Source organism: Candidatus Corynebacterium faecigallinarum (genome assembly GCF_052264515.1).
GTDB classification, from domain to species: Bacteria; Actinomycetota; Actinomycetes; order Mycobacteriales; family Mycobacteriaceae; genus Corynebacterium; species Corynebacterium faecigallinarum.
The window spans coordinates 47,561-60,068 of record NZ_JBQQOC010000010.1 but is presented as its reverse complement, the minus strand read 5'-3'; the positions used below and the strand labels follow the sequence as shown (position 1 = coordinate 60,068).

The window sequence follows — 12,508 nt, the reverse complement described above, 5'->3', positions numbered from 1 at the left end:
CGGGGGTGGCCCCGGGGGATCCACCGGCTGGCTCACCGGCACCGTGCCGCCAGCTCACCGGTGTCTCCCAGTGACCTGCCAGCCGGAGGGGGTACGCTGACACGCCATGAGAAAGTTCCTCACCATCGCTGCGGCGCTCGTGCTCGCCGTCGTCCTCGTGCTCGGTGTCGGCACCTGGCTCAACCGTGACACCACCGGCCCGGTCGGCCCCGGTCCGGGTACGGAGACGGATACCGCAGCCCCCGATCAGCCGGACTCCTGCCCGGACAACGTGCTGTTCTCCGCGCCGGGCACCTGGGAGTCCACCGCGGACGATGACCCGATCCACCCGAACTCGCGTCCGCACTCCATGCTGCTCAACGTCACGCAGCCGCTGCAGGAGGAGTTCGGTGACGGTGTCGAGGGCGGCCCGCTGAAGAGTTGGACGCTGCCCTACCCGGCGCAGTTCCGCAACGTCGGCGCCCTGCAGGAGATGTCCTACGACGACTCCCGCAAGGAGGGTTACCGCCGCCTCGAGGCCGAGATGGTCGCCGTCAACGAGATGTGCCCGGCCACCGGCCTGATCCTCGTCGGATTCAGCCAGGGCGCCGTCCTGACCGGTGACCTGGCGACCGCCATCGGCAACGGCGACTCCGCCGTGCCCGCCGACGCCGTGAGGGGCGTCGCACTGATCGCCGACGGTCGCCGTGAAGACGGCAAGGGGGAGTTGGTCGGCAGCCCCGACGTCACCGGCATCGGCGCGGAGATCGCGCTGAGCTCGGTGGAGGCACTGGTCCAGCCGATCGTCCCGGGCGCCTCGATGCGAGGTCCCCGCCCGCAGGACTTCGGGGAACTGCAGGACCGCACCAAACAGTTCTGCGCCCCCGCCGACCTGGTGTGCAGTGCCCCCCGCGATGTCGGCAACGCCCTGCAGCGGGCCCGTGACCTCATCGACGCGAACAAGGTCCATGCCCAGTACTCCAGCAACGGCACCGTCGTCGACGGCGGGACCGTCCCGGAGTGGGTCGTGAACTGGGTACGCGACATCGTCAACGCCTGACGAGTAAACCGCGCCAGTTACCGCGCGAGTTCCCACGACCGGAGTCGGAAACCGATAGGGTTCTACATAGAAAAGATTCCGACGAAAGGGAACCCCTGATGGACCTCAGCGCTGCGATGGGTCAGTTCTACGACGACAAGGGCGAGATCGCGATCCCGGACCAGCTGTCGTTGTCCGCCATGTGCGAGATGCTCTACACGATGGCGCAGATGGAAGGTTCGGTGGACACCCCGCTGATCACCTTCCACGACTACAGCGGAAGCGCCGCCGGTGAGGAAGTCACCTGGACCCGTGCGGAGGTCAACACCCGCATCAAGGCCGTGTGCGTCCGCCTGCAGCAGGTCACCGAGCGCGGTGACCGCGTGGTCATCCTGGCCAACAACAGTCCGGAGTACCTCTTCGGTTTCATGGGCGCGCTGTACGCCGGCACCGTGCCCGTCCCGCTGTACGACCCGACCGAGCCGGGCCACGCCGACCACCTCACCGCGGTGCTCGAGTCCTCCACCCCCACGGTGGTGCTGACGAACAAGACCTCCGCCACCCAGGTGCGTGCCCACTTCGCCTCCACCCCGGCGAAGGAGCGTCCGCGCATCCTCACCATCGACGCCCTCCCTGACTCCCTCGCCGCGGAGTGGGAGAACCCGATGATGAAGATGATGGAGAACCCGGAGCTCGCCCCGAACTCCGGCGACCCGGCGTTCCTGCAGTACACCTCCGGCTCCACCCGTACCCCCGCCGGCGTGATCCTGAGCCACCGTGCCATCGTCACCAATGTGCTGCAGGTCTTCCAGGCCGGCCAGCTGAAGACCCCGCTGCGCCTGGTCAACTGGCTGCCCTTCCACCACGACATGGGCATCATCCTGTCCTCCTTCGTGCTGATCCTGGGCCTGCCGCAGGACATCATGGCCCCGCGCGACTTCATCCAGGATCCGGGCCGCTGGATCCGCCAGCTCTCCGAGACCGAGGGGAATGGTCCCGACGGCGAGACGGTCAACGTCTACACCGGTGTGCCGAACTTCGCCCTGGAGCTCTCCGCCCGCTACGCCAACCCGGCCGAGCGCGCCGACCTCGCCGACGTCGACCTCAGCCACGTCGAGGGCATCATCAACGGTGCCGAGGCCGTCAGCCAGTCCTCGGTGGACAACTTCAGCGAGGTCTTCGGCCCCGCCGGTTTCCGCCGCTCGGCGATGCGCCCGTCCTACGGCCTGGCCGAGGCCACCGTGTTCGTCACCACCCCGCAGACCGAGGACCGTCCGAAGCTGCGCGTCTTCGACCGTGACCAGCTCAACGAGGGCAAGGCCGTCGAGGTCGCCGGTGAGTTGGCCGCCACCGGCAAGGCCGTGCCGATCATGAGCGTGGGCGAGCCCGGCCCGTCGCTGTTCATGGCCATCGTCGACCCGGCGTCCGGTAAGGAGGTCGCCGAGGGCACCGTCGGTGAGGTGTGGCTGCACGGCGGTAACATCGCCGCCGGCTACCTGAACCGGGAGGACGATACGACCGAGACCTTCCGCAACTCCCTGCCAGCGGCACACCGGCTCGGCGAGGGCTCGGCCGTCGCCGATGCCCCGGACGACGACAACTGGCTACGCACCGGTGACCTGGCGGTCGTCTTCGACGGCCAGCTCTACATCACCGGACGCATCAAGGACCTGGTCGTCGTCGCCGGACGCAACCACTACCCGCAGGACATCGAGGCCACCGCCGTCGCCGCGGCGAACCAGGAGACCAGCCACCTGCTGCCCGGCGTCGTCGCCGCCTTCGCGGTCAGCGCCGCCGATGCCGCCGCGTCCGGTGCCGACTCCGGCTCCGGTTCCGAAGGCCTGGTCATCATCGCCGAGCGCGACCCGGAGGCCGACGCCGCCGGCGATGAGGCCGCCATCGCCGCGATCCGCGCCGCCGTCACCTCGACCCACGGTGTCCAGCCCGATGACATCCGCATCGTCGCGATGGACGCCATCCCGCGGTCCTCGGCGAACAAGATCGCCCGCCGGGTTGCGGCGAAGCTCTACCTGAACGGCAGTTTCAACTGACCTGAGAGGGTGTCGTAACGTTCGCGACGGCTTCCCCAACTGGTCTAGACTGTCGTGTAGCACAACAGCGGCCACCGACGATGTCACTCGACGGTGGTCGCGATACATGTGACCCGTTATATGTTCGATACCCCGTATCGCACTGCAACTCTTGCCATCTGTCCGTCCCACGAGGAAGCCGTACCCCTAACGCCTATGTCGAACTCTGAGCATCAGCCTTCCACCGCCGCCGAGATGCGTGTCTGGCTGCGCGACTGGGTGCAGAGCACCACCGGCCTGGACGTCGCGGAGATCACCGACGACCGCTCCATGGAGGAGTTCGGCCTCTCCAGTCGCGATGTCGTCGTCCTGTCCGGCGAGCTGGAGCGGCTGACCGGGGTCTCCCTGGACGCCACGGTGGCCTACGAGTACAACACCATCGCCGCGCTGGCCGACTTCGTCGCCGCCGGTGGCGCCCGCGCTCGCGGTGGAGCCGCGGCAGGGGCCGGGCAGGACGCCGGACGCTCCGGCGGCGAGCTCGCCGCCGAGGACCGCCAGATCGCCATCGTCGGCATGGCCGGTTCCTACCCCGGTGCGGAGAACGTCGCCGAGATGTGGACGATGTTCGAGCAGGGCCGCAGCGGCGTCGGCGAGCTGCCGGAGGGACGCTGGACCGAGTACGCCGACGACCCCGAAATGTCCCGGCGCATGGCCGAGGCACAGCTGACCGGCGGTTACATCGAGGACATCGCCTCCTTCGACGCGGAGTTCTTCGGCCTGTCGCCGCTGGAGGCGGCGAACATGGATCCGCAGCAGCGCATCATGCTCACCCTGGCCTGGGAGGCACTTGAGGACGCCGGCATCCCGGCGAACACCCTGCGTGGCACCGACACCGGTGTCTTCGTCGGTTCGTCCAACAACGACTACGGCATGCTCATCGGCGCCGACCCGGCCGAGGCGCACCCCTACGCCCTGACCGGCAACTCCACCGCGGTGGTCGCCAACCGGATCTCCTACGCCTTCGACTTCCGTGGACCGTCGGTGGCCCTGGACACCGCCTGCTCCGCATCTCTGGTGGCGATCCACCAGGCCGTGCGCTCCCTGCGCGACGGTGACTCCACCGTCGCCCTCGCCGGTGGTGTGAACCTGCTGTCCAGCCCCTTTGCCACGGTCGCTTTCTCCGAACTCGGCGTGCTCAGCCCCACCGGCGGCATCCACGCCTTCTCCGAGGACGCCGACGGCATCGTCCGGTCCGACGGTGCCGGTGTGCTCGTCCTCAAGCGTTTGTCGGACGCCGTGGCCGCCGGTGACAACGTCCTCGGCGTCATCGCCGGTTCCGCGGTGAACCAGGACGGACGTTCCAACGGACTGACCGCCCCGAACCCGGAGGCACAGGCCGCCGTCCTGCGTGCGGCCTACCGTGACGCGCGCATCGAGCCCTCCGAGGTGGACTATGTCGAGGCCCACGGCACCGGCACCATCCTCGGTGATCCGATCGAGGCAGGTGCACTCGGCCAGGTGCTCGGCGAGGGCCGCGACATCGCCACCCCGCTGCTGCTCGGCTCGGCGAAGACCAACTTCGGCCACACCGAGGCCGCCGCCGGTGTCGCCGGGGTGATCAAGGTCGTCTCGGCGATGCGCGAGGGTGTGCTGCCGCCGACGGTGAACTTCGCCGGCCCGAACCCCTACATCGACTTCGACCGCGACCACCTGGAGGTCGTGGAGGATCCGCGCGAGTGGCCGGAGTACTCCGGTGCGCCCGTCGCCGGTGTGTCCGGTTTCGGCTTCGGTGGAACGAATGCGCACGTGGTCGTGGTGGGGCCGGAGGGGGCAGCGCCGGTTGCCGGTGCTGGTGACGTTGCTGGTGGAACTGCTGCCGCCGCCCAGCCGGTCTTCGACTGGGCCGGTGTGCAGGACAACCCCGAGGCTGACGCTGATTCCGACGATGCCGCCGCCGCCGCCGGTATCCCGCTGCCGCGACTGATCACGGTCTCTGGACTGCTGCCCTCGCGCCGCCGCACCGCAGCGTCCGACCTCGCCGGCTGGCTGGAGGACAAGTCCAGCGGTGCCCACCTCACCGCCCTGGCGACCACCACCGGTGGACGCAACCACGGCCGTTCCCGCGGCATCGTCCTGGCCCATGACGTCGAGGAGGCCACCGCCGGGCTGACCCGCCTGGCCAACGGCAAGAAGGGTGCCGGGGTGGCCGTGGCCGACAGCCCCGAGCGCGAGGGTGCGGTCTGGGTGTACTCCGGTTTCGGCTCCCAGCACCGCAAGATGGGCAAGGAGCTGTACCAGCTCTCCCCGCAGTTCGCCGCCCGGCTGCACGAGATCGACGAGGTCGTCGACCGTGAGTCCGGCTGGTCGGTCGTCGAGATGATCCTCGACGACGCCCAGAACTTCGGCACCGAGACCGCCCAGGTCGGCATCACCGCCATCCAGATCGCCCTGACCGACCTGATGACCGGGCTGGGGCTGCGCCCTGCCGCCGTCGTCGGCCAGTCCATGGGTGAGATCGCTGCCGGCTACGCCGTCGGTGGCCTGACCATGGAGGACGCCGTCACCATCGCCTGCCACCGTGCCCGGCTGATGGGCGAGGGCGAGACCCTGCTGCCCGAGGACAAGCAGGGCGCGATGGCCGTCATCGAGCTCGGTGTGGACGACCTGGTGGAGTTCCAGAAGGAGCACCCGGAGTTCGCCGCCGTCGAGCCCGCGGTCTACGCCGCGCCCGGCATGACCACCGTCGGTGGCCCGGCCCAGCCGGTCGCCGACCTGGTGGAGCACCTGGACGGCCAGGGCAAGTTCGCCCGTCTGCTGAAGGTCAAGGGTGCCGGACACGCCAGCATGCTCGACCCGATCCTCGGCGAGCTCGCCGCGGAGATCAGCGACATCGCACCGCAGGCCATCCACACCCCGCTGTACAGCACCGTTGACCGTGGGGTGACCTACAACCCCGGCGAGACAGTGCACGACGCGGAGTACTTCCTGCGCTGCACCCGCTACTCGGTGTGGTTCTCGGACGCCACCGGCCGCCTGTTCGACGAGGGCTTCCGCACCTTCGTGGAGTTCTCCCCGAACCCGGTCGCGCTGATGCCGATGATGAACACCGCCTTCGCCCACGAGGCCGGCGAGTCCAGCCTGATGTACCTGCTTAAGCGCAAGGAGCCCAGCGTCGACACGCTGCTGCGCACCGTCGGTGAGCTGTACGTGCGCGGCGGGGACGTCGACTTCCGGACGCTCTATGCCACCGATGCTGATCGTGCCGGCGGTGCCCGATCCGGTGCTGCCGGTGCCGCTGCGCACCGCGTCAGCCAGGACATTCCGGGCGTGCACTGGAACCTGCAGCGCTACTGGACCGCAGCCCGCCCCGGTGGTGGAGCTGGCCGTGGTATCCCGGGTCGACGGGTCTCGCTGCCGGACGGCCGCACCGCCTTCGCCGCCGCGGTCAGCGACGTGCCCAGCGTGGAGTCCGTCGCCGAGGCCGCCGTGCACGCGGTGTCCCCGGAGTCCTCGGTCACCGCCTTCCGGGGCCACGGCGCGCTGCCGACCGCTGGTGAGGTCACCACGCTGGTGGCACGCACCCTCGGCGGACTCACCGTGCAGGTCTATGTGGTTGATGAGTCGGACGGTTCGTCGGTGCTGGTCGGCGAGGCGTTCGCCGCGACCCTGCCGCTGGTTCAGGACGGATCGACGCCGGACGCCCTGGGTGGGGCGTCCGAGGCCGCCGGTGCAGTGGGTACCACCGCCGGCGCTGGTTCGCAGGATGCCGGAGCGTCCACAACGTCCCGCAACAGCCTGCCCACCGTCGACACCGACGCAGCGCGGTGGGACCCGAACTCCGGCGAGAGCGCGGCCGAGCGGCTGCGCGGCATCGTCTCGGAGTCGATGGGCTACGACATCGATGACCTGCCCGGTGAGCTGCCGCTGATCGACCTCGGGCTGGACTCCCTCATGGGCATGCGGATCAAGAACCGGGTCGAGCATGACTTCGACCTGCCGCCGTTGAACGTCCAGGCCCTGCGAGACGGCTCGGTCGACGAGGTCATCGCCCTGGTCGAGGAGATGATCGGGGAGCGCCACGGCGATGGCGGGACCGCGTCCGAGAGCGCGGCCGAGAAGGACGCAGCGGGTGCCGCCTCTGGTGCCGCCGACACGGCGGCCGCGGTGTCCGACAGTGCGGCGTCCGACACGGACACCAATGCCGCGGCCAATAACGCCTCCGGCGTGGGTGTCGCCCCGCGTGACGCCTCCGAGCGCATGGTCTTCGGCACCTGGGCGTCCTTCACCGGCGCCGCCCCGGGCGGCGTGACCAGCGAACTCCCCGAGATCGACAGCGAGACCGCCACGAAGATCGCCGAGCGTCTCAACGAGCGCTGCGGCACCGGCGAGACCGTCATCACCACCGAACAGGTGCTGGCCGCCGAGACCCTGGAACCGCTGGCCAACCTGGTCCGCGAGGTCTTCGAGACCACCGTGGAGGGCAATATCCGCGTACTGCGCGCCCGCCAGGAAGGCTCCGACAGCCCGGCCGTCTTCGTCTTCCACCCGGCCGGCGGATCCAGCGTGGTCTACGAACCGCTGACCCGACGCCTGCCCGCCGACGTGCCGGTCTACGGTGTCGAGCGGCTCGAGGGCAGCCTCGACGAGCGCGCCGACGCCTACGTCGCCGACATCACCGCCCTCGCCGACGGCCGTCCGGTCGTCCTCGGCGGCTGGAGCTTCGGCGGTGCCCTGGCCTTCGAGGTCGCCCACCGCCTGGAGCAGGCAGGGGAGGTCACCGTCGGCCATCTGGAACTGCTCGACCTGGTGCGTCCCACGACCCCGGCGCCGGACACGAAGGAGGAGATGCACGCCCGCTGGGACCGTTACTCCGCCTTCGCCAAGAAGACCTACGGCATCGACATGCCCGTCCCGCACGACATGCTCGAGGAGCAGGGTGAGGAGGCGATGATCGGCATGCTCACCATGTTCCTGCAGAACACCGACGCCTCCGAGCACGGCCTCGCCGCCGGGGTGCTGGAGCACCAGCGTGCCAGCTTCGTCGACACCCGCATCCTCAACACCCTCGACTTCGAGCGCTGGAGCGAGGTCACCGCACCGGTGACCCTCTACAAGTCCGAGGGCATGCACGAGGGCGCGATCGAGCTGGAGCCGTCCTTCGCCGACATTCCCGCCGACGGTGGTTGGGACGGCGTCGTGGACGTCGACCTGGTCCAGCTGGCCGGCGACCACCTGGCGGTGCCGGACGAGCCGTCCATCGGCATTGTCGGTGCCCACATCACCGAGCACATCAACCAACTGCGATAACGTGGAGCACATGACAGCAACACCGGAGAACCCCTGGTTCGGTGGTGCCGGCGCCGGCAACGCCGCTGGTGCCGACACTGATCCGGCCGCAGCCATCGCTGCCACCGAGGCCCGCCACGCGCCCGGCACCGGACGCTCCACCGCCGAGAAGCTCGACGACCTGCGCGGCCGACTCGAGAAGTCGCTGGACCCGGGTAGCCAGCGTGCTCGCGAGAAGCGCGATGCCGAAGGACGCACCACCCCGCGTCAGCGCATCGACGCCCTGCTGGACGAGGGCTCCTTCACCGAGATCGGTGCGCTCGGCCGCACCCCCGGTGTCGAGGACGCCCCCTACGGCGACGGCGTGGTCACCGGCTACGGCCGGATCGACGGTCGTCCGGTGGCGATCTACGCCCACGACAAGACCGTCTACGGCGGCTCGGTGGGTGAAACCTTCGGCAAGAAGGTCTGCGAGGTCATGGACTTCGCGACCCGTATCGGCTGTCCGGTCATCGGCATCAACGACTCCGGTGGTGCCCGCATCCAGGACGCGGTGATGTCCCTGGCGATGTACTCCGAGATCTCCCGGCGTCAGCTGCCGCTGTCCGGCCAGTCGCCGCAGATCTCCATCCTGCTCGGCAACTGTGCCGGTGGTGCCGTGTACGCCCCGGCCACCACCGACTTCCTCATCGCGGTGGAGGAGCAGACGACGATGTTCGTCACCGGTCCGCAGATCATCGAGTCGGTCACCGGCGAGAAGATCAGCATGCAGGATCTCGGCGGGGCCCGGGTGCAGGCCGCCAACGGCAACATCCACTACGTCGGCTCCGACGAGGACGATGCCCTGAGCTATGTCCGCGAACTGCTCGCCCACCTGCCGACCAGCGCCTTCGAGGCGACCCCGGTGTACCCCGCGCCGTCGGACGAGCCGACCGAGCGCGATGCCGAGCTCGCCGACCTCATTCCGGACGACCCCAACGCCGGCTACGACATGATGGACGTGCTGACCCGGATTTTCGATGACGAGGACTTCCTCGAGATCCAACCGGACTTCGGGCAGAACGTGATCACCGGTTACGCCCGCATCGACGGACGCCCGGTCGGCGTGGTCGCTAACCAGCCGATGTCCCTGGCCGGGTGCCTGGACGCCGAGGCCGCGGACAAGGCGTCCCGCTTCATCCGGACCTGCGACGCCTACGGTGTGCCGCTGGTCTACGTCGTCGACACCCCCGGTTACCTGCCCGGTGCCGAGCAGGAGAAGCTCGGGCTGATCCACCGGGGGGCGAAGCTGGGCTTCGCCATCGTGGAGGCCACCGTGCCGAAGATGACCGTGGTCGTGCGTAAGGCCTTCGGCGGTGGTTACGCGGTGATGGGGTCGAAGAACCTCGGTGCGGACGTGAACCTGGCGTGGCCGACGGCGCAGATCGCCGTGATGGGCGCCGAGGGAGCCGCAGTGATGATCCAGGGTCGTCAGTTGGCCGCGCTGCCGGAGGAGGAGCGCCCGGCGGCGAAGAAGATGTTCATGGACTTCTACAACGCCAACATGACCAGCCCGTACGTGGCCGCCGAGCGTGGCTACGTCGACGAGATCATCGACCCGTCGCAGACCCGCGTGCGGCTGCGCCAGGCGCTGCGGCTGCTCAAGGACAAGCAGGTCCCGGTCCAGCCGAAGAAGCACACCATCAACCCGATGTAGCGCCGCCCCGGCCGCCTCCGCCAGACCGGGTCGCCCTGCCGCCTACCGCTCCACGCGATCTATCACACCTTCGTCGATTTCCATATAGTGAGACCTGCAGTTCAGGGCGTTTTCCTCTCAGCCGGCGCAGCGACGGAGGTGTGATGGATTCACTGATGCCGGACTGAACGTCCTCGTCCTCGTCCACGCCCTTGGCCACACCCTCGCCCTCGTCCACGTCCACGGTGAATGAGTTAGGTGATGGCGCAGGCAAACAAAGGACCGCCCCGGCCAGAAACTCTGGCTGGGGCGGTCGGACACCGGGGGTGGAGGAACATGCATTCCGGTGTCCGGTGCACTTCCGAGTGACGGAGAAGTGACGCGGTCAGCCGATCGCGTGGTAAGGACCGGTGTCTTCCCAGGTCTTGATCTCGTTGGACGGGAACTCCATCTTGTCGGCCATGACCAGGTAGGTCTCCATGCGGCCGTCGAGCACGCGGGTCTCCTCGGACAGCAGGTCCGGCAGGCCCAGGCCGATCTTCTCAAGCTCAGCCATGATCTGGTCCGGCGCCCAGTCCGCGTCAATGGTGATGGGGATTTGGGTGTCCAGACCGTGCATCTCCAGGGTCATGGTGACCTTCTTGACGAAGATGTGGAAGTTGCCGGTCAGGGTGCTCTTGCCGCCCATGGTGTCCTGCATCAGGTCGGCACCCTGCGAGTTCGGGAACTGTACCTTCAGGTTGTCCAGGATCGTCTGATCCGAGTCGATCCGCACCGCCTTCTTCGGACCCTGCATGGTGTCGATGGTCACGAAGGACATCTTCATGTTCGGGGTCATCGCGGTGGCGTCCGACTGGATGGTGAAGGTGTTTCCGTTCGGGGTCATCATCCCGGGGACGGGCTCCGGGGGAGCGACGTTCAGGCCCGGGATCTCGATACCGAGGTCCTCGAGGGTGCGGTCGATGCCGTCCTGCAGGTCATTGCCGTCCTGCGGCAACGACGGCAGGTCGGGCAGCTCCGGGGTCGGGATGTTGGGCCGGCGCGGCGTGTTGTTTGACTCGCCGTCCTCGCCGTTGCCACCACCCTGGCCCGGGAACTCGGGCGGCTGGAACTCCGGAACCTCGAACTCCGGCAGGCCGGGCAGCTGGGCCCGGGCCTGTGGGGTCTGGACGCCGACACCGACGGCGAGTGCGGCGACAACCGCGATCACAGACTTCGCCGTACCGTTCTTGGCTGCCTTCTTCTCCCGCTTGGCCTGCTTCTTGGCTTTCTTGGCAGCCTTCTTCTCGGCCTTCTCGGCCTTGTACTCCGGCTTGGGCCGCGGGTCCCAGGCCAGGGCCAGCGCGCCGCCGACCAGGCCGAGGACCAGGCCGACGCCGAAGCCGCCGAAGTTGGACTGCCACAGCGCCAGGATGGCCAGGATGATCGCTGCCACGCCGGCGAGGATGCGTCCTTCGCCGCGGAACCAGGTCATCACACCACAGGTGATCAGCAGGATGCCGATGACCAGGGTGGACACGCCGCCCATGGAGGAGATCTGGATCTGGATGTTGTCGATGGACAGCGACAGGTAGGTCGGAACCATGATCACGATGCCGGCGAGCATCATGAGCAGGCCAGCAGCGAACGGGCGCTGCTTGCGCCACGTGCTGAACCGTCGGTTCTGCTTCTCCATCTTTTCTGCGCGGGTGGTCCCGGCGGCGTCGGCGGTATCGGAGGCGGCAGCCTTGTCGGTCTCCGTTGCCGTGGCGTCGTCCTGCGCCTTGATCACCTGGGTGTCGTCGTCGCCTGTGGTGCCGGGATCCCCGTTCACGCCCTGGGGCGTGGTGGAACCGTCAGGCATCAGCACTCACTCTCGTCCGCGTTCACGACGGACACCTTGCTGCCGGCGGCAGTCAGGCTGTCGGCGGCGATGGAGGTGGCCTTGATCTCCTGGTCGAAGGCGTGGATGGCGTCAGCGGAGATGCCCCAGGAGCCGGGCTCGGCGCTGTCGTCGAGCTGGCTGGCGTCGACACCGATCTGCGGGTTGGTCAGGGTCATGCCACCGTTCAGGCCGGGAGCGCCGATGACCAGGTTGTCGGCGGTGAAGTTGTCGCCCGGCACCAGCATCTGGAACTTCTTGTCGCCCAGGCCCGGCAGGCTCAGCGGAGCAGCCATGCACAGGTCGGTGACGGTGGCGTCCTCGAACTTCAGCTTGGCCACGGCGGTGTCGTCACCCTCGAGGCTGTCGACGCCGCCGAAGATGGAGACGCCGGAGCCGTCGAGGCCGGCGACCTTCTGGTTGAAGATGACGTTGGACAGGGCCAGGTTCGCGGTCAGTCCGCCCTGTGCCATGGCAACGCCGACGCCGGCGGTGGCGAGGAGGCCAACGCCCATGACCGCGGCGAACCGCTTACCCTTGATGTGTCCCATGTGTGTTCCTCCTTCAGTGGAGCGCCTGAACGCGACCCCTTTTGTATTCAATGTGAAGCTGTCTGGGGGATACGCTATCGCCCTTTC

The 12,508-nt window shown here is 68.5% G+C and carries 6 protein-coding genes; 4 read left to right on the top strand and 2 right to left on the bottom strand.

Annotated elements, in window-relative coordinates:
• The first annotated feature begins 106 nt into the window (after nt 1-106).
• The 4 genes from ACTXPP_RS07095 (at nt 107) to ACTXPP_RS07080 (ending at nt 10,030) form a co-directional block, all read left to right on the top strand.
• Nucleotides 107-1,039, top strand: coding sequence for a cutinase family protein (locus tag ACTXPP_RS07095; RefSeq protein WP_301494010.1), 933 nt, complete (start codon nt 107-109; stop codon nt 1,037-1,039).
• Between the two features lie 98 nt (nt 1,040-1,137).
• Nucleotides 1,138-3,069, top strand: a complete 1,932-nt coding sequence (locus tag ACTXPP_RS07090) for a FadD32-like long-chain-fatty-acid--AMP ligase (RefSeq protein WP_301494008.1) — start codon at nt 1,138-1,140, stop codon at nt 3,067-3,069.
• Between the two features lie 195 nt (nt 3,070-3,264).
• Entirely contained in the window at nt 3,265-8,355 is a 5,091-nt protein-coding gene (gene pks13 / locus ACTXPP_RS07085; protein WP_443341509.1) for a polyketide synthase Pks13, read from the top strand.
• A 10-nt stretch (nt 8,356-8,365) separates the two neighbouring features.
• Nucleotides 8,366-10,030: an acyl-CoA carboxylase subunit beta gene (locus tag ACTXPP_RS07080; RefSeq protein WP_443341507.1), complete on the top strand. Its 1,665-nt coding sequence runs from the start codon at nt 8,366-8,368 to the stop codon at nt 10,028-10,030.
• A 364-nt stretch (nt 10,031-10,394) separates the two neighbouring features.
• Here ACTXPP_RS07080 and ACTXPP_RS07075 read toward each other — a convergent pair whose 3' ends face one another.
• The gene (locus tag ACTXPP_RS07075) at nt 10,395-11,852 is read right to left on the bottom strand and encodes a DUF6114 domain-containing protein (protein WP_443341505.1); all 1,458 of its coding nucleotides are present in this window, start codon (nt 11,850-11,852) and stop codon (nt 10,395-10,397) included.
• Nucleotides 11,852-12,421: a DUF6230 family protein gene (locus ACTXPP_RS07070; RefSeq protein ID WP_443341504.1), complete on the bottom strand. Its 570-nt coding sequence runs from the start codon at nt 12,419-12,421 to the stop codon at nt 11,852-11,854. The genes ACTXPP_RS07075 and ACTXPP_RS07070 overlap by 1 nt, the downstream gene beginning before the upstream one ends.
• Nucleotides 12,422-12,508 lie beyond the last annotated feature (87 nt).